The organism is Nocardia sp. NPDC004415 (assembly GCF_053602435.1).
The window spans coordinates 1-20,328 of the sequence record NZ_JBSGDP010000050.1; the positions used below are offsets into that span (position 1 = coordinate 1).

Annotated in this window: 20 protein-coding genes; 5 read left to right on the forward strand and 15 right to left on the reverse strand. The window is 69.8% G+C overall.

All coding sequences use genetic code 11. The features are described 5' to 3' along the window. Positions 1–47: 47 nt before the first annotated feature. The 4 genes from ACWEMY_RS21605 to ACWEMY_RS21620 form a co-directional block, all read right to left on the reverse strand. On the reverse strand, positions 48–263 hold the full coding sequence (locus ACWEMY_RS21605) for a hypothetical protein (RefSeq protein ID WP_375929956.1): 216 nt from the start codon (positions 261–263) through the stop codon (positions 48–50). A gap of 33 nt (positions 264–296) precedes the next feature. Further along, entirely contained in the window at positions 297–452 is a 156-nt protein-coding gene (locus ACWEMY_RS21610; RefSeq protein WP_375929957.1) for a DUF6131 family protein, read from the reverse strand. Positions 453–577: 125 nt separating this feature from the next. Then, positions 578–1,027: a cupin domain-containing protein gene (locus ACWEMY_RS21615; protein WP_452391459.1), complete on the reverse strand. Its 450-nt coding sequence runs from the start codon at positions 1,025–1,027 to the stop codon at positions 578–580. Between the two features lie 59 nt (positions 1,028–1,086). Next, on the reverse strand, positions 1,087–2,313 hold the full coding sequence (locus ACWEMY_RS21620) for an acyl-CoA dehydrogenase family protein (RefSeq protein WP_375929959.1): 1,227 nt from the start codon (positions 2,311–2,313) through the stop codon (positions 1,087–1,089). Positions 2,314–2,517: 204 nt separating this feature from the next. On the opposite strand from ACWEMY_RS21620, the gene ACWEMY_RS21625 reads away from it, so the two are divergent. Then, positions 2,518–2,787, forward strand: a complete 270-nt coding sequence (locus ACWEMY_RS21625; protein ID WP_452391460.1) for a YdeI/OmpD-associated family protein — start codon at positions 2,518–2,520, stop codon at positions 2,785–2,787. A gap of 3 nt (positions 2,788–2,790) precedes the next feature. On the opposite strand, the gene ACWEMY_RS21630 is transcribed toward ACWEMY_RS21625, so the two are convergent. Together ACWEMY_RS21630 and ACWEMY_RS21635 are read right to left on the reverse strand one after the other, a co-directional pair. Beyond that, positions 2,791–3,360 (reverse strand): TetR/AcrR family transcriptional regulator, encoded by a 570-nt coding sequence (locus ACWEMY_RS21630; protein WP_336084470.1) that lies wholly within the window; start codon positions 3,358–3,360, stop codon positions 2,791–2,793. Between the two features lie 56 nt (positions 3,361–3,416). After that, positions 3,417–4,652 carry a cytochrome P450 gene (locus ACWEMY_RS21635; RefSeq protein WP_452391461.1) on the reverse strand — a complete coding sequence of 412 codons (1,236 nt, stop codon included), beginning with the start codon at positions 4,650–4,652 and terminating at the stop codon, positions 3,417–3,419. Between the two features lie 160 nt (positions 4,653–4,812). Between ACWEMY_RS21635 and ACWEMY_RS21640 the strand changes: the two genes are divergently transcribed. Continuing rightward, complete coding sequence (locus ACWEMY_RS21640) at positions 4,813–5,556, forward strand: hypothetical protein (RefSeq protein ID WP_452391462.1); 744 nt, start codon at positions 4,813–4,815, stop codon at positions 5,554–5,556. Here ACWEMY_RS21640 and ACWEMY_RS21645 read toward each other — a convergent pair. From ACWEMY_RS21645 to ACWEMY_RS21685, 9 genes are all read right to left on the reverse strand, one after another. Beyond that, entirely contained in the window at positions 5,544–6,500 is a 957-nt protein-coding gene (locus ACWEMY_RS21645) for a Ppx/GppA phosphatase family protein (RefSeq protein ID WP_452391463.1), read from the reverse strand. The two genes, ACWEMY_RS21640 and ACWEMY_RS21645, sit on opposite strands and share 13 nt — an antisense overlap. 171 nt (positions 6,501–6,671) lie before the next feature. Next, on the reverse strand, positions 6,672–7,193 hold the full coding sequence (locus ACWEMY_RS21650; RefSeq protein ID WP_452391464.1) for a DUF501 domain-containing protein: 522 nt from the start codon (positions 7,191–7,193) through the stop codon (positions 6,672–6,674). Beyond that, on the reverse strand, positions 7,190–7,774 hold the full coding sequence (locus ACWEMY_RS21655; RefSeq protein WP_375929966.1) for an FtsB family cell division protein: 585 nt from the start codon (positions 7,772–7,774) through the stop codon (positions 7,190–7,192). Before ACWEMY_RS21655 ends, ACWEMY_RS21650 begins: the two co-directional genes overlap by 4 nt. Positions 7,775–7,797: 23 nt before the next feature. Continuing rightward, entirely contained in the window at positions 7,798–9,084 is a 1,287-nt protein-coding gene (eno, locus tag ACWEMY_RS21660) for a phosphopyruvate hydratase (protein ID WP_278261284.1), read from the reverse strand. A gap of 115 nt (positions 9,085–9,199) precedes the next feature. Next, positions 9,200–9,916 (reverse strand): lytic transglycosylase domain-containing protein, encoded by a 717-nt coding sequence (locus ACWEMY_RS21665; RefSeq protein WP_452391465.1) that lies wholly within the window; start codon positions 9,914–9,916, stop codon positions 9,200–9,202. Positions 9,917–9,968: 52 nt separating this feature from the next. Further along, entirely contained in the window at positions 9,969–10,946 is a 978-nt protein-coding gene (locus ACWEMY_RS21670; protein WP_452391466.1) for a hypothetical protein, read from the reverse strand. A gap of 365 nt (positions 10,947–11,311) precedes the next feature. Next, positions 11,312–13,885 carry an ABC transporter ATP-binding protein/permease gene (locus tag ACWEMY_RS21675; protein WP_452391467.1) on the reverse strand — a complete coding sequence of 858 codons (2,574 nt, stop codon included), beginning with the start codon at positions 13,883–13,885 and terminating at the stop codon, positions 11,312–11,314. A 116-nt stretch (positions 13,886–14,001) separates the two neighbouring features. Then, positions 14,002–14,940, reverse strand: a complete 939-nt coding sequence (locus ACWEMY_RS21680; protein ID WP_452391468.1) for an ABC transporter permease — start codon at positions 14,938–14,940, stop codon at positions 14,002–14,004. After that, positions 14,937–16,445: an ABC transporter substrate-binding protein gene (locus ACWEMY_RS21685; RefSeq protein ID WP_452391469.1), complete on the reverse strand. Its 1,509-nt coding sequence runs from the start codon at positions 16,443–16,445 to the stop codon at positions 14,937–14,939. Before ACWEMY_RS21685 ends, ACWEMY_RS21680 begins: the two co-directional genes overlap by 4 nt. A 301-nt stretch (positions 16,446–16,746) precedes the next feature. On the opposite strand from ACWEMY_RS21685, the gene ACWEMY_RS21690 reads away from it, so the two are divergent. Genes ACWEMY_RS21690 through ACWEMY_RS21700 form a run of 3 tightly spaced genes read left to right on the forward strand, consistent with a single transcriptional unit; the run spans position 16,747 to position 20,313 of the window. Further along, complete coding sequence (locus ACWEMY_RS21690) at positions 16,747–17,862, forward strand: TauD/TfdA family dioxygenase (RefSeq protein WP_375929972.1); 1,116 nt, start codon at positions 16,747–16,749, stop codon at positions 17,860–17,862. Continuing rightward, entirely contained in the window at positions 17,834–18,844 is a 1,011-nt protein-coding gene (locus ACWEMY_RS21695; RefSeq protein WP_452391470.1) for an ornithine cyclodeaminase family protein, read from the forward strand. The genes ACWEMY_RS21690 and ACWEMY_RS21695 overlap by 29 nt, the downstream gene beginning before the upstream one ends. Then, positions 18,835–20,313, forward strand: a complete 1,479-nt coding sequence (locus ACWEMY_RS21700) for an alanine racemase (protein WP_452391471.1) — start codon at positions 18,835–18,837, stop codon at positions 20,311–20,313. The genes ACWEMY_RS21695 and ACWEMY_RS21700 overlap by 10 nt, the downstream gene beginning before the upstream one ends. Positions 20,314–20,328: the final 15 nt, after the last annotated feature.

Sequence of the window (20,328 nt, forward strand, 5' to 3'; positions counted from 1 at the left end):
CGGTCGTCGGATCGGACCGTGGCGTCGGCGGGCGGGGAGTTCCTGTCCTACTCGCTGGGGGCGGGGAGGTCGCAGTTGTCGACCTTGGGGTTGACTCCCATGTAGTTGAGGGGGCCTGCGATCGTGGTCACCGCGAGGGTGCCCAGGGTCGCGCAGTTCTGGTCACGGTCGGTGAAATAGCCGCGTTGAGCTGCGGCGATGACACCGATGAGCAGCCAGACCAGCACGATGATCGACAGGATGCGCGTGGTGTTGACCGGCATGATGTCCTCCTACGTGGTCAGCTCGGGCCGCGGTCAGTAGTAGTGCCTGCGGCCACCGACCGGACGGCCGACGGACCCCGCGAGGAGGAGGACGACGCCGATCACCAGCAGCACCACACCGATGGTGCTGAGCAGCGAAATGCCGAAGACGACTCCGGCGATGAGGAGTATTGCGCCGAGAAGAATCATGGAACTCACCTGTTCGGTAACAACTTTCGCGACGCGCCGGGTAGCGCGCCCCGTGACAGGCGTATGCCCGGTCGCGCCGATCACAAACAGTTCCGTCGAGAAGTTCTTCGCACCGACCGGGGTGGCTACGGGCAGCCCGGGTCGGGGGCGTCGACGAACAGCGGCTCACCCGCGCGGTTGAGGTAGGCGACGTACAGGACGGCGGGCTCGGTGCCGAGATTGCGGCCGACGTGCACATGGTCGGGCCCGACGGTCTCGGACAGGCCCTGACCGGCGGCGTAGGTCGTCGCCACACAGTCCGCCTCGTAGCGCGTCACCTGACCTGCGGTGACGTAGGCGAGCACGGTGTTGTCGTGGTAGTGCCAGCCGAGCGTGCCACCGGGTGCGAGGGTGATACGCCGGAATGTGAACACACTCGGTAGCGAGGCGAAGGGACTGAAGGCGCTCACGTCGACCTGCGCCAGCGGCTCGACCGCCACCCCCGACGCCCGGGTCGCCGACGCCGGGGACGCGATGAGCACGGCCGCGGCAGCCACTACCACCGCGCCGCAGACAGCCTTCCGCGAGGCGCGCATCTTCGTAGTATACGAGCTTTCCACCCGCTTCGACCTGCGCGGATGCGAAATTTCCAGCGCTACCCGGCGGTGAGCCCCTTGGCGATGTGGGTGACCTGGATTTCGTTGGAGCCCGCGTAGATCATCAGCGACTTGGCGTCGCGGGCGAGCTGCTCGACCTTGTACTCGGCCATGTAGCCGTTGCCGCCGAAGAGCTGCACGGCCTCCATGGCGACCTCGGTGGCCGCGCGGGAGGAGTAGAGCTTCATGGCGGAGGCTTCGGCGAGGGTCACCTTGTCACCGGCGGCGGTGCGCTCGATGGCGTTGAACACCATGTTCTGCACATTGATTCGCGCGATCTCCATCTCGGCGAGCTTGAGCTGGATGAGCTGGAACTGCGCGATCTCCTTGCCCCACAGCGTGCGCGACTTGGCGTAATCGACACACAGGCGGTGACATTCGTTGATGATGCCCAGTGCCAGCGAGGCGATGCCGATGCGCTCGACGACGAAAGATTCCTTGGCACTGTCCTTTCCGTCGCCCTTGGCGGCGTTCTCGCTCTCGCCGAGCAGCCGGTCGGGGGTGATGCGGACGTTCTCGAAGAACAGTTCGCCGGTGGGCGAGGAGTTCATGCCCATCTTCTTGAACGGCGGGCTCTGCACGAAACCGGGCATGCCCTTGTCCAGCACGAAGGCGAGCACCTTGCGGTCGCGGCGGTCGGTGCCGTCCTGTTCGTCGAGCTTGGCGTAGACGATGGTGACGTCGGCGTAGGGGCCGTTGGTGATGAAGGTCTTGCGGCCGTTGAGGATGTAGTCCTCGCCGTCGCGGCGCACATAGGACTTCATGCCGCCGAAGGCGTCGGACCCGGAATCCGGTTCGGTGATGGCCCACGCGCCGACCTTGGCCATGGTGACCAGGTCGGGCAGCCAGCGCTTCTTCTGCGCAAGGGTGCCGCGGCTGCGGATGGTGCCCGCGGCGAGCCCGAGGCTCACGCCCATCGAGGCCACCAGACCCAGGCTCACCCCGGCCAGCTCACTGTTGAGCACCACGCCCATGCTGCCCGCGCCGCTGAGTCCCCCACCCGACTTCCCGGCCCCGCTGTCGCCCGCTTCCTCCCGGGCCAGCGCCTTCTCCAGCCCGTCCCGCGCCATCTCGTCGATCCCGAAGGTGGCGAACATCTTGCGGATGATGTCGAACGGCGGCAGCGCCCCGCTCTCCAGCTGGTCGACATGCGGGGTGATCTCCTTGGCGATGAACCCACGCACGGCCTCACGGAACATCAGGTCTTCGTCGGACCACTGGTACATCTCTGGACTCCCTGGAGGATCGCCGGAACTCTTCCCTCAAATATAGAACACGTTCTAATTATCCAAGCGCTCTTGCGGTCGGCTCAGAGCATCGAAGAGCCAGCCGTGAGCGTGACCGATCGTCGCGGCGGTGCCGGCGAGCTGCCCAGGTGACGCATCGAAGGGAGGTTTTCGCAGGTCCGTGGGGCTATTACCGTGGGGGTTATGAGTAGTCAACGAGTGCCGGGTGGGGTGGTGCACGAGCTGCCCGCTGATCTGCGGGCGGCGTTGAGTGGGAGTGCGGTGGCGTTGGCGACGTGGCGGGATATCACGCCGTTGGCGCGTAACGAGTTCATCTGCTGGGTGGAGGACGCCAAGCAGGCCGCCACGCGGGAGCGGCGGATTCGGCGGACACAGGAGGAGCTGGAGGAAGGGATGCGGCGGCCGTGTTGCTGGCCGGGGTGTGCGCACCGTGAGCGGACCGGGCGGGCCTGAGTGCTAGGGGTGCGGGGCGCGGGTGAGCACGGGGGCGACGAATTCCTCGAGCATCAGGCGTTCGTCGGCGGCGTCGCGGCCGGGGGTGATCAGCAGCGAGACGATGACGCGGGTCAGCCAGCGTGACAGGCGGCCGCGTTCGGGGTCGCTCAGGTCCGTTCCGGCGAACATCGAGGCGGCCAGCGACTCGATCACATCGGACTCCTGGCTGATGCTGCCCGCGGGCCCCGCGTCGCCGCGGAACCAGGCGATGAGCAGCGGGTCGGCGCGGACCTGTTCGACCGCGCCGAGCATGGCGGCGATGACACGCTCGGCGGGGTCGTCGATGTCGCGGACCTGCTCGGCGAGCCGGGCGACGATCCGCCGGGTCTCCCGGTGGACGAAGGCGACGCGCACCGCCTGCCGGTTGTCGAAGTAGCGGTAGAGCGTGGCGCGCGAGCAACCCGCCGCCTTGGCGATATCGGCCATGCCGACCGTGGTCACACCCTGCTCGGCGAAGAGTTCGGCGGCCGCGTCGAGAATGCGTTCGGCGGCCAGGTCGGCCCGGTCGGTGGCCAGCCAGTCTCCGCTCACACTGCTCCTCCTGCCGGGTCCGGACGCCCGCCGAGCCTACCCACTTCGCTCACTCGTCACGAGCCCGCATGGAACGGGACCGAGATCGGCCAGCGCACATAGTTCCCGTGCGACCACCGCACCCCGTCGAGGTCGACGGTGAACTCGGGACAGCGGGCCAGCAGTTCCTCCAGCGCGACGCGCGCCTGCATGCGGGCGGCCGCGGCGCCGAGGCAGTGGTGGTGGCCGTGGCTGAAGGTGAGGATGCGCTTGGGGTTACGCCGTACATCGAGTTCGCCTGCGGTGGGGCCGAATTCGCGTTCGTCGCGGTTGGCCGACCCGTAGAGCAGCAGCACGCGGCGCCCGGCGGGGATGGTGGTGTCGTGCAGGGTGATGTCGCTGGTGGTGGTGCGGGCCAGGCCCTGCACGGGCGAGGTCATGCGGAGGAATTCCTCGACCGCGTCGGGGATGAGCGACGGGTCGTCGGCGAGCAGCCCGCGCTGGTCCGGTGACGCGCTGAGCAGCTGGACGGCGCCGCCCAGGTTGCCGGTGGTGGTGTCGTTGCCACCGGTGATCATGGTGAAGGCGAAACCGAGCACGGCGATCAGGCCGTCGTTGTCACCGTCGGCGCCGAGGCCCGAAGCCAGCAGATGGGAGATGGTGTCGTCGCCCGGTTCCACGCGGCGGCGGGCGATCAGCTCGGAGAAGTAGCCCACCAGTTCGCCGACGGCGGTGAAGGCGTGCTGATCACCGGCGGCCAATCCGGCGCCCGCGACCGCGCCGCCGACGATATTCTCGGTCCACTCGTCGAACTTGCCGTGATCGTGTTCCGGCACACCGAGATAGTGCGCGACCACCATGGTCGGCAGCGGCTTGAACAGCTCGGCGACGATGTCACCGGAGCCCGCGGCCCGCAGCCGCTCGATCCGTTCGACCACGAACCGGCGCACCGCGGTCTCGACCGAATTCACCTGGCGCGGAGTGAATCCCGGGGCGACGCGGCGCCGGAAATCGGTGTGCTCGGGCGGGTCCATGAACACGAACGGCTTGACTCCACCGAAACCCGCGGCGGCCAGGTCGACGTAGTCGACGGTCAGGCCCGCCGCCGAGGAGAAGTTCTCCGGGTCACGGGCCGCCGCCCACACGTCGGCGTGGCGGGACAGCACGTAGAAGTCGTGGTCTTCCCGCCCGTCCGGCACCACCCGGTGCACGGGGTCGTGCTCACGCAGTGCGGAATACATGGGCCAGGGGTCGCGCCAGGTCTCGCCGGAACGGAGTTCGAAACCGGCCGCGTGAGACATCGTTGTACTCATGACTCCAAGGTAAGACAAACAAGCAACTATGTCTAACAGTAATTCGGTTGCCGCTCGCCGCTCCGGTGTGGCCTCCTGGATCGCGATGAAAAGACAACGCCCGGGGAACGCCCGGTCTCTGCGCAACGGCTTGAAACTGCACCGGCACGAGGTGCGGTCGGTGCCCGGTGTCCGGACGGTGATCACGCCACGACCGGGGACCCACGCACGCTTCAGCACCAACCGCTTCCACGAGACCTGGCACGTCCTCAGCGACGACCACGGCGCACGGCTGCTGGCGCGCCTGCTGTGGGGGCTGTCGTATCAGGCCCGACCGGGCACGGTGCTGGTGATCGGCCGGGAATTCCTGCTGACCACACCCTTCGACGCGGACCCCGCCGACCCGATCGTCCTGGTGCCCGGCTGGTGCACCCCCTTCGATGACCGCACCGCCGCCCGCCTGAAAAAACAGCTGCCCCTGGGCAATTCGTACGGCACGATCCGCTGGCAGACCTTCGGGCTCGACCCCGCCGCCGAGCCGGAGGCACTCGAGCGGCGCTATGCCCGGTACCGCCCTGTCCGCGGTGAGATCGCCCGCCGCCGTGGTCTGCTCGTCCTCAGCCCGGCCACCCCCGAGGACTGCCGCACCTGGGCGCTGTCCGCCGCCCGCCTGGACTCGGTCCCGTTCGGCACCGACTACACCTACCTCGACGAGTGGGACCGCGGGCACGACGGCGAGATCCAGATCTTCCGCCGATTCCGGAGCATGGTCGGCACCGCCGGACAGGCTCGCGCCCAGGTTCTTTCACGCGCGGCGTCCACCGGAACACCGGACGGCCTGCGCGCGCAGATATGGGCCGAGGCCGCGCGTATCCGGCACCGCGCGACCCGGGAGATAACCGAGGAGACCGTTCAGGCGTCCTGAACGATCGACATGGCGATGCCGTCGAGGATGTCGTGTTCGCTCACGACGAGTTCGGAAACCCCTGCGCGGCGCGACAATTCGTCGGCCAGAACCTCGGTGATCACCGCGCCCCCACCGATCACATCGACGCGGCCGGGATGCATGGGCCCCAGGGCGGCGCGTTCGTCGTGGTTCATGGCGATGAGACGATCGCAGACGGCGTGGACCTCGGGCAGGCTCAGACGGGTGAGATGCACGCGCTCGGAATCGTATTCGGGCAGGTCGAGGGCGACGGCGGTGATGGTGGTCATGGTGCCCGCGACACCGACCCAGGTGCGCACCTCGTCGACGGGGACCTTCGCGAAGGCTTCGTCCAGCTTCGCCTGCGCGAATTCCCGTGCGGCGGTGACCTGGTCGGCCGTGGGCGGGTTGCCGGGGAGACAGCGCTCGGTGACGCGGACGCAACCGATGTCGGCGGAATAGGCCGCGCGCACGCCCTTCTCGTCGCCCACGACCAGTTCGGTGGAACCACCGCCGAGGTCGACGACCACGAAAGGCCCTGCATCGGCGGCGAGTTCACCGACCGCGCCGGCGAAGGAGAGACGGGCCTCCTCGTCGCCGGTGATCACCTCGGCGACCGCGCCGGGGACGACCTGACCGAGTTCGGCGCGGGTCATCTCGAAGAAATCGTCGCGATTGGCGGCGTCACGGGTGGCGGAGGTGGCGACCATGCGCACGCGGGTGACGCCGGCGGCGGTCATGATGTCGACGTAGTCGGCCAGCGCGGCGCGGGTGCGGTCGATCGCTTCGGGGGCGAGGCGGCCGGTGGCGTCGACGCCCTGGCCGAGGCGGACGATGCGCATCTCCCGGTGTACGTCGGTCAGGCTGCCGTCGGCACCGACCTCGGCGACCAGCAGACGGATCGAATTGGTTCCGCAGTCCACTGCGGCGATGCGTTCACCCATGAGTTCCTCCAGATCTCCGGCGCCCGGCACCGGTCGCTGCCCGCGATTATGCCCGCTGCGAGGACGGGCCGGCGGAACTGGCGTCATCGTGCGATCGGCCGGGCTCCAGTCAGTTTTCCGCCTCGCGGAGGGAGAAGTGCACGAAAATGCCGGACGCCCGCCGGAGGGGGCTCAATCCGCTTCGCCGGACCCCCGCGCCGCGGGCCACTCGGCGGGGATAGCGGTGCCGCGCAGACCGGCGTCGGCCGCCAGCGCCACGGCCTCGTCACCGAACGGGTTCACACCAGGCCCCTTGGCCAGCGAGTGTGCGATGAGCACGTGCAGGCACTTGACCCGGTCGGGCATGCCACCACCGGTGAAATCGGTGCCCAGCGACTCGATCTCGTCGCGTTCGGCCAGGTAGGACTCGTGCGCGGCGCGGTAGGCGGCGGCCAGCTCGGGGTCGGCGGCGAGGCGTTCGGTCATCTCGCGCATCACCCCGGCCGACTCCTGACGGCTCGCCTCGGCGGTCAGGCGCGGGTCGGTCAGGTAGTAGAGCGTGGGGAACGGGGTGCCGTCGGGCAGACGCGGGGCGGTCTTGACGACGGCGGGCAGGCCGTCGGGCGTGCGGTAGGCGACGGCGAGGACACCGCGCGGCTCGCGGCCCAGCTGCTGGGCGATGATCTCGAGGTCGCGCTCGTTCGGTGCGGTCACCGTGGTCCTTCCTGGACGGGTTCGGAGATGCTGCGCCACAGGTCGGTGTACCAGGGGTCGGGCGCCGTGGTTCGGGTGCTCATCGGCGGCGGGGCCGGCGCTTCGATGCCGGGGACCTGCACGATGTAGGGGGTTTCGCCGGGCATCACCAGGCGCAACCGGTCGCGGGCCTCGGAACGGATGTAGGCCGGGTCCTGCTGCTGGGCCCGGCGGTCGCGCAGGGCGGCGAGGTCGGCGTCGAGCTCGGCGCGCTGCTGGGCCAGGGCGGCCGCTTCGGCCCGCTGGCTGAAGTAGGTGCGCGTCGGCACGGCCAGGGTCAGCGCGAGTCCGCACAGCACGGCCGCCAGGATCACCGCTTTGCCGGTCGAGAGACCGAGGATGGTGTGTTCGCTGCGTTCGAGCTTGCCGCTGGGTTTGCGCTTGGCGCCCGCCGCGGATTCGGGGCGGCGCCGGGTGGTGCGTTTGGCCGCGGTGGGGCGGCCGGGAGCGTCGAGGTGACTGGGGCGGGAGCGCGACGTGCGCGACGTGCGGCGGTCGCCTCGTCCACCCGGACTGGTCCCACGCGCACGTCGCTCGGTCATTCGCTCCCTACCCCGTCATCCGATCAGAATTCGCCGGTGAAACGCGGGAAGGCCACGTCGCCGGCATAGCGGGCCGAGTCACCGAGGGCGTCCTCGATACGCAGCAGCTGGTTGTACTTGGCGACGCGCTCCGAACGTGCGGGGGCGCCGGTCTTGATCTGGCCCGAGCCCACGGCGACCGCGAGGTCGGCGATGGTGGTGTCCTCGGTCTCGCCCGAACGGTGCGACATCATGGTCTTGTAGCCGTTGCGGTGCGCCAGCTCGACGGCGTCGAGGGTCTCGGTGAGGGTGCCGATCTGGTTGACCTTCACCAGCAGCGCGTTGGCCGCGCCCTTGGCGATGCCCTCTTCGAGACGCTCGGGGTTGGTGACGAACAGGTCGTCGCCGACCAGCTGCACCTTGTCGCCGATGGAGTCGGTGAGCGCGACCCAGCCGTCCCAGTCGTCCTCCGACAGCGGGTCCTCGATGGAGACCAGCGGGTAGCGGGTCAGCAGATCCGCGTAGAACTCGCCCATCTCGGCGGCGGTGCGAACCTTGCCCTCGAACTTGTAACCCTCACCGGCGGTGTAGAACTCGGTGGCGGCCACGTCGAGCGCGAGCGCCACATCGGTGCCGAGCTTGTAGCCGGCGCGCTCGATGGCGACGCTGATCAGGTCGAGCGCCTCCACGGTGCCCGCGACATCGGGGGCGAAGCCACCCTCGTCACCGAGACCGGTGGACAGGCCCTTCTCCTTGAGCACGGCCTTGAGCGAGTGGTACACCTCGGTGCCCCAGCGCAGCGCCTCGCGGAAGGTGGGGGCGCCGATCGGGGCGACCATGAACTCCTGGACATCGACGCCGGTGTCGGCGTGCGCGCCACCGTTGAGGATGTTCATCATCGGCACGGGCAGCACGTGGGCGTTCGGGCCGCCCAGGTAGCGGAACAGCTCGAGACCCGAGGACTCGGCCGCGCCGCGCGCGACGGCCAGCGACACGCCGAGCAGGGCGTTCGCGCCGAGGCGGGACTTGTCGGGGGTGCCGTCCAGATCCAGCAGGACCTGGTCGACGGTGCGCTGCTCGACGGCGTCGAGGCCGATGATGGCGGGCGCGATCTCGTCGAGGACACCCTCGACGGCCTTGGTGACACCCTTGCCGTTGTAGCGGTCGCCACCGTCACGCAGCTCCACGGCCTCGTGCTCGCCGGTGGACGCGCCGGACGGAACGTCCGCCCTGGTCAGGGTGCCGTCGTCGAGGGCGATCTCGACCTCGACAGTGGGATTACCGCGCGAATCCAGGATCTCGCGCGCTCCGACCTGTTCGATGATGGCCACGAAAACGACTCCTTACGACTGAAGGCACGGTAGGTCTCACGGGATGGGCCGTGCGGTTGCGAGCCTATCGTCTCTGCGTGACGCGTAGTAACCGGCACTCCGGGGCCGTGGCGAACTACACGCGCCGCCCGATGCTGTACGTCGCGGCCCGGTCGCGCACCACCCGCATGTACTTGTTGGACTGGTTGTAGGCGAACAGGGCGCGCTGCCAGCCGTCGGCCGAGGTCAGGTCGCCGCCGCGAATGCACAGGTAGCGGGCGGCGGTGAGGGCGGCGTCGTCGATGTTCTGCGGATCGAGGACGCCGTCACCGTTGGCGTCGACCGCCCAGCGCTTCCAGGTCTCGGGGATGAACTGCAGCGGGCCGACCGCGCGGTCGTAGGTGGTGTCGCCGTCGAGCGTGCCCCCGTCGGTGTCGCGGATCTCGGCATTGCCCTTGGTGCCGTCGAGGGCCACCCCGATGATCGCCGGGCGGACCGTGCCGTCGGCGCCCACGCCCGCGCCGCGATGGGTGCCGTGCCCGCTCTCCACACTCGCGATCCCGGCGAGGGTGGTCCAGGCGATGCCGCATTCGGGCCGCGACTTCGCCAGCACCGCGGCCGCGTACCCGTAGGCCTCGAGCGCCACCGGCTCGATGCCGACGGCGCCGGACTGCTCGTCGGCCCAGCCGCGCAACTGGTCGGCGGCACGGCCCGGCGCGTCCACATCGATCACCGGCAGCGCGGCGCCGGGGCCGGGCGGCATGTCGCCGGGGATCGACGCGAGCGAACTACAGCCCGCGAGCAGCGCGAACACCGCGACAGCGGCGAGGGCGCCTACCTTCTGTTGACTCACTCAACCCATCATCCAGATGCGCGGGGCCGTCGGCATCTCTCACAGCCAGTTCTCAGAGTGGGCCGAGGCAGACGGTGGAGCCGTCGCCCACCGATTGCTTGCGGGTCATCCTGGCTTCGCCGGGCGAGCAAGGGATGTCGGATTCGTCGTAGACCGAGGTGATGGTGCCGTCGGCGCCGGGCGTGTCGCAGGCGATCAGTTCCGGCATGGTGGTGCCGCCGAAACCGGTCACGCAGTCACCGGGTTTGGCGTAGCCGAGGTTGCGCTGGTCGGCGGGACCGAAGCACAGGACCACGATCAGGTCGGTGCGTTCGGTGCGGGTGACGGTCGAGGAGGTGGCGTTGCGCAGTCCGCCGCAGGCGTATTGGCCGGGGTCGACGTACTGGGTGCGCGCCGAGAGCACGCGGAAGCGCGCGGAATCGTTGTCGCACGGGACTTTCGCCTGTGCTTCGTCGGTGTAGCAGTCGCCGACCTGTCCGGCGAAGGCACTGGTCGCGAAGGAGTTCGCCTTGGTGCACACCACCAGGGCGCGGCCGCCGAGCGAGGTCTGCGCGTAGGCGCCACGCGTCTCGGGGTGTGCTTTGCAGGCGTTGTCGGTGACCGGGATCTTGATGTGCAGTTCGATGGCGATCACGTCCAGGGCGGCACGCCGGTCGCCACACGGGAACCGCTCGATGTACTCGCCGGCCTTCTTCACGTCCACACAGTCCCCCGCCAGCAGTCCGCCCGGATCGACGGTGTTCTCGCGGGTGGGCTGCAGGCACAGTGCGATGGTCGCCGACGTGCCCGGTGCGCTGGGCTCGGCGACGGCGCGCGTCGCCTCGGCATACTTCAGGCAGGCCGATTCGACCGGCCACTGGATGGTCTCGCGGGCGACGATGCGATAGGTGGCTCCCAGTGCGCCGCAGTCGAGTTCGACCGGTTGATCGCTGGTGGTGACGCAGTCGCCGACGGCCATCATCGCCGGATCGGGGCGGGTCAGGAAGTAGGCGGTCAGCCCGGCCGCGATCGCGACGACGAGAGCAACCATCGGGGCTAGCCAGTAGACGAGACGAGCGGTGGAGCGTTTCGCCGGCGGGGGTTCGAGGGGTGGCTGGTGCCAGTTCGTGTCGGACGGTGGTTGATGCGAGCCCGCGAAAGGTTGCGGCGCAGGCGGTATGGGGTGCGGGTGGACCGCGGGGGGTGCTTGCTGCTGCCAGGCGGCCTCCGGTGTCCGCTGTTGCCGATCGGTGGTCGGCTGGGGGCCCGGGGGTGGTGGGTCCGGGATCGGGTGGTGCCGGTGGGCATCGGTGGGGTGCGGTGGCTGCTGCGCCATCGGGAGGAGGCTCCTGAAATCGCTTGGGGGACAACCCGATGACATCGACGGGCAGCCCTCCGGCGTTACGCTCGACGCGCTCAGCCGAGTAGAGCCGCCGTGGCCGGGTGGGCCGGGGCCGCCAAGACCTCTGCCGCGGCACCGGATTCGACGACGTGGCCGTTGTCGAGGACGACGAGTTCGGTGCAGTGCCGGGCGACCAGGGACATGTCGTGGCTGATCAGCACGATGGCGGTGTGGTGTTCGGTGCGGAGCCGGTCGAGCAGGGTCATGATCGCCGTGGCGGTGGTGGCATCCAGGGCGGTGGTGATCTCGTCACAGATCAGGACCGACGGCCGGGCGGCGAGGGCTCTGGCCAGGGCGACTCGCTGGCGTTGCCCGCCGGAGAGTTCCCCGGGCCGACGGTGGGCCAGCTCGGCCGGGAGTTCCACCGCATCGAGCAGCGAGTCGACGTGCGCGTCGATCTCCCGTCTCGGCACCCGAGCGATTCGGCGCAGCGGACGTGCCAGCGTCTGGCGCACGGTACGGCGAGGATTCAACGCGGCCAGTGGATTCTGGGCAACCAGGTGAATTCCGTTGGTACCCACCCTGATCCGCCGCCCACTGACACGAACCTCGACACCGCCGACCTCCAGCACCCCGGTCGCCCCACCCTGCAACCCGGCGATCACCCGCCCGAGCGTCGTCTTCCCCGCCCCGGACGCCCCCACCACCGCCACCGCCCCACCCGCCTCCACCCGCAGCCCCACCTGCCCCAGAATCCGTCGCCCACCGACAACCAGACCGATCCCCTCGGCCCGCAGCACCACCACCCCGCCCCCACCTTCCACCGACCCGGCATCTGGAGGCATATGCGGAGGCGCGGCAGCTGTAGCTGTGTGCAGCTGGTCGTCCTCATCTGACCGCGCAGCGGATGCGGGCGGCGCGGTGCTCGATTCGGGAGCGGGTCGGCCTGATTGGGCAGCGGGAGGCGAAACGTGGTTCGGGGCGCGGACTTCCACGAGGGTGTCGGCGATGGCGTGGACGGTGGTGGTGTCGTGGCCGGAGAGCAGGATGGTGGTCGCGTCGTGGGTGGCGAGGTCGGTGACGAGGCGGGCGATGTCGGTGCGGAGGGCGCCGTGGAGGCCGGCGAAGGGTTCGTCGAGGATCAGGATTCCGGGGCGGCGCAGGACGGCGCGGGCCAGGGCGACGCGGCGTTGCTGGCCGCCGGAGAGGTGGCCGCAGCGGCGGCGGAGGAAGTCGGCGTCGAGGCCGACGCGGTGCAGGGCGGCGTGGTGTTCGGCCTCCGTGGCGTGTGGTGCGGCGTCGGACAGGACGGCCCGGACACGCCGCCGGGGATTCAGTTCGGAGCCGGGGTCCTGCCCGACGTAGGCGATCTTCTCGCGCCGGAAGGCCCGCAGCGTGCGGTCATCTAGCCCGAACACGTCCTGCCCGTCCACCAGAACCGTGCCACTGCACCGGGTTCCCCCGGGCAGATGCCCCAGCAGCGCCCGCATCGCGGTCGACTTACCGGCCCCGGACACCCCGGTCAGCGCAGTCACACTCCCCGCTTTCAGCCGAAACGACAAGGGCCCGAGCAACACCACCCGCCCCTCGGACACGACAGTCAACCCCTCGACGACCACCGAGTCCCCCACCTGCCCGCACCCACTTGCCCCGCCCAGCTCCTCAGACGCCGAACTACCTCCACACACCACGCCCAGGTCCCTGGACGCCGAACCATCTCCACCCACTACACCCGGTCCACCTCGCAGCGGACCACGCCCGCTCGACATCACCGGCCCACCACCCACCGCACCACGCCCACCCACCACGCCGAACTTCGCGAGCACCCGATCCCACCACCGCTCAGCACGCGCCGTACGGATGGCGCTGCCGGACAAGGCCGTGCCCAGCTCCGGTCGACTCGGCGAACCGCCCGTGACTGCCAGGTTGACTCCGACCGCGACGATCGCGATGGCGATGCTGGGGGCGAGGACCGACCACGGGTTGAGGAGGATTCCAGGGGCGTTGTCGCGGACCATGATCGCCCAGTTGTCGGCGCCGAGGGCGGGGAAGCCGAGGAAGGCGACGGTGCTGACGAGGTAGACGGCGACGACGAAGCGCAGGCCGAGCTGGGTGGTGAAGACCGCGCGCAGGTTGGGCAGGATCTCGCGGAAGACCAGGTGGGGCAGGGATTCCCCGGCAGCGACGGCGGCCTCGACGTACCCGGACTTCGCGATGGTGGCGGCCGCGGCGGCGAACAGGCGGGCGCAGTACGGGACGCCGAACAGCAGCGAGACGACGACCAGGGCGAAGGCGCCGCCGTCGGGCCAGGCGGTGAGGACGAGCAGGATGCCGAGCACGGCGGGGAGCAGGATCACCAGGTCGCCGGCGAGTTCGATCACCCGGCCCGCCCGGGGGCGCACCGCCGCGACGGCGCCGAGCACCGCCGAGAGCACTGTCACCAGGGCCGCGATCAGGGCCGAGAGCACGAGCAGACGCGTGCCGCCGGTGAGCAGATGGCTCAGCACATCCCGTCCGAGCCGATCGGTCCCGAGGACAGCTCCCCCGCCCGGCCCGGCGAACGGCATCCCGACCGCCTCCTCGGCCCTGTACGGCGCCACCCACGGCCCCACCGCTGCCGCCACCACGACGACTCCGACCAGCATCATCCCCGCGCCGCCCGCCCACCGGGACAGTCGTCCACCACGCGCCGGCCGCTCAGCACCCTCCGACGGCGGCGGTCCGTGACCCGCCACCGCAGCCTGTTCGATCCGTGGTGGGTGGTTCATCGCAGACCTCCGGTGGCCCGGGCCCGGACGAGATCGGCGACGGCCAGCAGGACCATGATGACCAGCGCCGTCAGCGCGACGACCGCGGCCACGGTGGTGGTGTCGCGATCGGCGACGGAACCGGCCAGCACCGCGCCGATGCCGGGATAGTTGAACAGGGTCTCCACCACCAGCGCACCGCCGAAGAGCATCCCGACGGAGGTGGCGTACCCGGCCACGACGGTGGGGGCGGCGAACGGCAGCAGGTGCCGCCACAGGATAGTGCGGGCTGGAAGACCTTCCAGCACAGCGCTTTCCACGTGCGGCGCGGTCGCGACATCGAGCAGGGCCGAGCGCACGATGCGGGTGTTCCAGCCGATCTGCGGGATGGCCAGTGCCAGCACCGGCAGGATCAGCATCTCGGGACCGGCGGGGAACCCGGAGCGGCCGGTGATGGTCACCGCGGGCAGCCAGCCGGTGGCCAGTGAGAACACCAGGATCAGCAGAGTGCCGCAGACGAATTCGGGCACGGCCACGCCGATCGTGGTGGTGGGTTGCAGGATTCGCGCGCCCAGCGAGCTCGGACGCAGCGTCCACCAGCAGCCCAGCGCCAGCGACACAACCACCGTGAGCAGCAGCGCGATACCGCCGAGCAGCAGGGTCGGCGGGAACTCGGCGGCGAGCAGGTCGCCGATCTCGGTGCCGCGCGCGGTCCGCCCGAAATCACCGGTGACGACCCCGCTGATCCAGTGCCAGAACTGCTCCGGCAGCGGCCGGTCGAGTCCGAGTTCGTGCTCCTTCGCCGCGATCTCGGCCGGGCTCGCGTCCCGGCCGAGCGCCGAGCGGGCCGCGCTGCCGGGCAGCAGGTCCACCGCGACGAACACGATGGCCAGCAACGTCACCAGCAGCGCGATCCGGCGCAGCACCGGCAGGGCGAGGGCACGCACGGCGTTCATGCCAGCCAGGCGCGTTCCAGCTGGACGCGGGCGAAGCCGCCGAGGGTGGGCAGGTCACGCACCGCGGCGGCGGCGATGTCGACGCCGTCGGCCATGCCCCACACCAGGTATCCGCCGCGCTCGAACTCGATACGCTGGATCTCCCGCACGGCCGCCTCGTACTCGGCACCAGAGGCGGCCAGGGCCTTGGCCGTCGCGGTGTCGAATTCGGTATCCCGGAAGGCGGTTTCGTTGCGATTGGAGCCGGAGGTCATCAGTTTGTCGGCCAGGAACAGCACCGAATCGTTGGTGCCCCAGGACACCGTGTAGAGCGGGGCCTTCAGCCAGGTGGTGTCGTAGAAGGCGGACGATTCCACCACTTGCACATCGAGTTTCACCCCGATCTCGGCGAGCTGGGTGGCGATCACCTTCGCCGATTCGACTTCGCCGGGCACCTCGGCCTTGGTGACTAGCGGATAGCCGCGACCGGTGTCGAAATCCGCTTCGCGCAGGAGAGTTTTCGCGCGCGCGATATCGCGGTCACGGCGCAGCGCGGTGTCGTAGGCGGGGTCGGCGGTGCCGAGGACGTCGGCGGCGACGGTGCCGAAACCCGAGTGCACCTGATTCACCAGCGCGGTCCGGTCGACGCCGAGCCGCAGCGCGGTGCGCACCCTGACATCGGCGAAGGGGCCGTCGGCGGTGCGCATGGCGACGCCGAGCATGGTGTCGTTCGCCCGGCGGATCACTCGCAGATCGCCGCGACCGGCGGCGGTGCGGCCGGCGATGGCGCCGACATTGGAGGCGAGGTCGATCTGGCCACCCAGTGCCGCGTTGCCCAGCGCGGTGACGCCGTCGAACATGGTCACCTCGATGGCGTCGAGCAGCGGCGCGGTGCCGTGCCACTGGTCGTTGCGCACCAGGCGCGCGGTACCGCCCTGGAAGGATTCGAGCCGGAACGGGCCGGTGCCGACCGCGGCGGTGAAGTCGGTGGTGTCCTTCGGCACGGTGAAGGTCATCAGCCGAAGCAACTGCGGCAGTTGGGTATTGGGCGTCGGCAGCGTGAACACGACGCGGTTCGGGCCGTCGGCGGTGATGTCGCTGTCGGCCACCGGCATCTTCGACGGGCCACCGACCGAGCGCAGCCGACGCATCGACCACACCACGTCCTCGGCGGTCACCGGGGCGCCGGTGTGGAAGCGCGCGCCCTCGGCGAGGGTGAAGCTCCAGCGACGGTGGTCCGGGTCGGATTCCCAGTGCGTGGCCAGGCGCGGCGCGACGGTGGGGTCGGCGCCGGGGACGGTCAGCGCGTCGTAGACGAGTGAGGCGATGAGGAAGTCACTGTCGTTGCTGAGGTTGCCGTGCGGGTCGCGCTCGACGCGGGCGCTACTGCCCAGCGCGCCGACCCGCAGGGTGCCACCACGTTTCGCCGGACCGCCGGGTCCGTCGTCGCGGCCGCACGCGGCCACGAGAAGCAGTGTGGTGACGCCCAGTCCGGACTGCAGGAGTTGCCTGCGGGTGACACTCATCGAATCGCCTCCTCGAACTGCTTGCGCGCGACCACTTTTCACTTCGCGCAAACCAGGCGAGGCTAACCTGAATCGATCGCCGGACGGTGACCTTCGTCTCGACTGCAACCGAACCGAAGCGGGACACGCCAACCCGGCGGTTCACATCTCCCAGGTCCTGGGGTAGAAGTAGTGTTATATGGCTTGGCTATTTAACTTCGCATGCATTAGGTAAGTCTTGCCTAATTAGATGTCAAGCACTACCTTCGCACATCGATTGCCCAATCACCCGCGTTCAACCGATGCGAAGAAGGGAAGGCCGGTGAAAAGCGTTCTCTCCGAACGTCTGACGATTCACCTGCACGACATCGAACATCGCGAGCTGCCGCCCGAGGCCGCCACGGCCGTCCGCGCGCTCGCCGCCGATATTCGTCACCACTTAGGTGATTCACCACACACAACCACACTGCACCTGCCCGCGCTACTCGAGCAGATCGAACAACGCGCGGGCGAACTGCCCGAATCCGTGCGGATCGCCGTGCGACCGCCCGCCACCGCGGCGGGCGCGACCGTGGTCCACGGATTGCCGGTCGACGACGCGGAATTCGGCCCGACACCGCCACATTGGCAGGACGCCGCCGAATCGGCGGGCGACCCGGCGCATCACGGCTCGCTCGAACTCGACATCGCGATGCTGCTGCTGGCGCGCTGCGCCGGTGAGCCGTTCGGCTGGCAGGGTCAGCAGAACGGGCGGCTGGTGAACAACATCGTGCCCGCCGCCGGACACGAGGACGAGCAGTCCGGCGCGAGCAGTTCCACCCTGCTCAGCCCGCACACCGAGGACGCCTTCCACGCCCGGCGCGCGAATCTGCTGATGCTGGTGTGCCTGCGCAATCCCGACTCGGTCGCCACCACGGTGTCCTCGGTGCGTCAGGTGCGGTTGTCCGACGAGGACAAGCGGGCGCTGCGCACTCCCACGGTGCCGATCCTGCCCGACGTGTCCTACGGCACCGGTTTCGGCGCCGACGCCGCCCCGCTGCCCACCCTGTGGCTCGATGAAACAGGTTCCGACACACTGCGTTACGATCCCGCCTACACCCCGCTCGACGACGCCGGACCGGCGTACCGGGCGGCCTATACCCGGCTCACCGCCGAACTCGCCCGGGTCTGCCAGGCCCCCGCCCTGGCACCCGGCGAGATCCTGCTGGTGGACAACGATGTCGCCGTGCACGGCCGGGTGCCGTTCCGCGCCCGCTACGACGGCACCGATCGCTGGCTCAAGCGCGTCAACATCCGGCTGCCCGAACGCCGCCGCCGTCCGCAGGAATCGTCCGAGAATGGGTACGGGCAACACGTGGTCGCGCCGTTCCGGGCGAGCACGGATCGGACAGCAGAGCGGGGCAGCACAGATGAACGAGGATCCGTTGAACAACCGTGACCGGAGCGTCCCCCTGCGGGTGCTCTCGCGTAGCGATCTGGCCGAGGTGCCGATCACGCCCGCCGAAGTGGTCCGGGCCGTCGAGGACGCCTATCTCGCCTTCGCGGCGGGCGAATCCGACAATCCCCGCAAGCTGAGCGTGGCCGATCCGGGCGGCTCGTCGGTGTCCTACGCCATGCTCGGGCGCGACGGCAGGCGCCGGGTGGTGGCCATGAAGACCTCCTACAAGTTCGACCCGGGCCACGACCGCAGCACCAAGCGCTACTACACGACCATCACCCTCTACGACGACACCACCGGCGCGCCGATCGCGATGATGGACTGTGCCAGGGTGGGCGCCTTACGCACGCCCGCGGTCTCGGCGCTGCTGGTGCGTGAGACGGTGCGGCGCGGCGCCGAGAGCGCCCTGCTCATCGGCACCGGCACCCAGGGCCGCAATGCGCTGCCGCATCTGCTGGCCGCGAATCCGCAGCTGCGCAAGCTGATGGTGTACGGCACCCATCCCGAGGGGCTGGCCGCGGTGCACGCGCAGCTGGCCGAGGCGGTGCCGCACGCGCTGCTCGAGGTGGTCGACGACCCGTACGCGGCGGCCGGTGGCGCCGATGTGGTGCTGGCGACGGCCGGGCCCGGCACCGAGGTCGCGCTCGAATCCACCCATCTGGCACCGGGTTCGGTGGTGGTGCTGGTCGGCTACGGCCTGGCGCCCTCGACCCTGGTCGACGCCGACCGGGTGGTCGCCACCAGTGCCGCGCAGATGGCGCTCACCGGCACCGACATGGCCGGGCCGGACGGCACCCTGCGCGCGGTCGACGCCGAACTGCCGCAGGTGCTCACCCGCGCGGTCCCGGCCCGGCGCAGCGAGGACGAGAAGATCTTCGTCTACAACAGTGGACTCGTACTCACCGATATCGCCGTCGCGCACGCGCTCGCGGCCCGCGCCATCGCGGAGGGAAGAGGTACCGAGGTGCCGCTGTGGGACTGACGGCCGCGGACGGTCCACGCCCCGCCCACGAGTCCTCGTCCGGTCGGCAGGAGACCGGTCCGCGCGCCACCGTCGACAGCGACACCATCGAACACGGCGAGACGGCGGCGCCTCGATCCGGCAGCGACACGACCTCCGGCGGATCGGTACAGACGTCCGGACAGCACTGCGCGCCCCCGATGCCCGCGCTGCCCGATGCGATGCAGGCGCGACTGCTCGCCGATCCGGTGCTGCTCGATGACATCGCCGAGGCGGTGGGCGGACCGTTCCACGTGCTGTTTCCCGAGCGGGTCGCGGTGAACGTCCGCGCGTTCCATGACGCGTTCGCCGCGGCCCGGGTCGACGGGTTCGTGTACTTCGGGAAGAAGGCGAACAAGGCGGCGGCCGTGGCGCGGGCGTGCGCCGAGGCCGGGGCCGGGGTCGATGTGGCCAGTACCGGTGAGCTGGTGGCGGCGCTGGCGCAGGGGGTGCGCGGTGAGGAGCTGATGATCACCGGGCCCGCGAAATCCGATGAGCTGCTGTGGCTGGCCGCGCGGCACCGGGCCTTGATCGCCATCGACGCGCTCGACGAGTTGGAGCGGGTGCGGGCGCTGGGTGTCGCGGCGCGGATTCTGCTGCGGGTGCTTCCCGACGGGTCGTCGTCACGGTTCGGGCTCGACCGTGCGGAGCTGGCGACGGCGATCGACCGTATCGACGCGCCGATCACGTTGTCGGGATTCAGTTTCCATCTCGGCGGATACGACGCGGTCGCCAGGGCCGAGCAGGCCGCGGCGCTGGTCGAGCACTGCCTGCACGCACGCACGTGTCGGCACTCCGCCGAGATGATCTCGATCGGCGGCGGATTCGGTGTCGACTATGTGGACCCGGCCTCCTGGACGCGATTCCGGAACACCCTGAGCGACAACTGGTTCCACTCGCGTCCACCGGGTGAGTACTACCCGTACCACTTCCCCACTCCCGGTGCCGCCATGCTCACCGCGATCCTCGCCCACGACGAACTCTCGACCCGGCTGCGCCGCAACGGCATCCGGCTCGCCGTGGAACCCGGCCGGGCACTGCTCGACGGTGCCGGAAGTTCGGTGTTCCGGGTGCAGGGCGTGAAAACTCGCACAGCACAGGGCGAACCGTACGACATCCTCACCGTCGACGGCACCAGCCTGAGCATGTCCGAACAGTGGTTCGACAGCGAATACCTGCCCGACCCGGTGCTGTGGCCCGCGCGGCCCGGCACCCGCACCCCCACCTGCGTCGGCGCCGCCACCTGTCTGGAATCCGATCTGCTCAGCAGACGGAGAATCCCGCTGCCGCGGCGTGCCCGCGTCGGCGATCTGCTCGTCTACCCGAACACCGCCGGGTATCAGATGGACTCCAACGAGTCCCCGTTCCACGAACTCCGGCTACCACCCAAGGTGCTCCTACGCACCGACGGCGACCGCCTGCGCTGGAGCCTGGACGCCACCGCCCGCTGATCCCCGAGCTACCAA

Excerpts from the sequence above, each read along its gene's own strand:
- ACWEMY_RS21670 (WP_452391466.1), bottom strand. The coding sequence starts at position 10,946 with ATGGTTGCTCTCGTCGTCGCGATCGCGGCCGGGCTGACCGCCTACTTC.
- ACWEMY_RS21695 (WP_452391470.1), top strand. The coding sequence starts at position 17,834 with ATGAACGAGGATCCGTTGAACAACCGTGACCGGAGCGTCCCCCTGCGG.
- ACWEMY_RS21680 (WP_452391468.1), bottom strand. The coding sequence starts at position 14,940 with ATGAACGCCGTGCGTGCCCTCGCCCTGCCGGTGCTGCGCCGGATCGCG.
- ACWEMY_RS21685 (WP_452391469.1), bottom strand. The coding sequence starts at position 16,445 with ATGAGTGTCACCCGCAGGCAACTCCTGCAGTCCGGACTGGGCGTCACC.
- ACWEMY_RS21645 (WP_452391463.1), bottom strand. The coding sequence starts at position 6,500 with ATGGGTGAACGCATCGCCGCAGTGGACTGCGGAACCAATTCGATCCGT.
- ACWEMY_RS21610 (WP_375929957.1), bottom strand. The coding sequence starts at position 452 with ATGATTCTTCTCGGCGCAATACTCCTCATCGCCGGAGTCGTCTTCGGC.
- ACWEMY_RS21605 (WP_375929956.1), bottom strand. The coding sequence starts at position 263 with ATGCCGGTCAACACCACGCGCATCCTGTCGATCATCGTGCTGGTCTGG.
- ACWEMY_RS21655 (WP_375929966.1), bottom strand. The coding sequence starts at position 7,774 with ATGACCGAGCGACGTGCGCGTGGGACCAGTCCGGGTGGACGAGGCGAC.
- ACWEMY_RS21635 (WP_452391461.1), bottom strand. The coding sequence starts at position 4,652 with ATGAGTACAACGATGTCTCACGCGGCCGGTTTCGAACTCCGTTCCGGC.
- ACWEMY_RS21620 (WP_375929959.1), bottom strand. The coding sequence starts at position 2,313 with ATGTACCAGTGGTCCGACGAAGACCTGATGTTCCGTGAGGCCGTGCGT.
- ACWEMY_RS21615 (WP_452391459.1), bottom strand. The coding sequence starts at position 1,027 with ATGCGCGCCTCGCGGAAGGCTGTCTGCGGCGCGGTGGTAGTGGCTGCC.
- ACWEMY_RS21675 (WP_452391467.1), bottom strand. The coding sequence starts at position 13,885 with ATGATGCTGGTCGGAGTCGTCGTGGTGGCGGCAGCGGTGGGGCCGTGG.
- ACWEMY_RS21625 (WP_452391460.1), top strand. The coding sequence starts at position 2,518 with ATGAGTAGTCAACGAGTGCCGGGTGGGGTGGTGCACGAGCTGCCCGCT.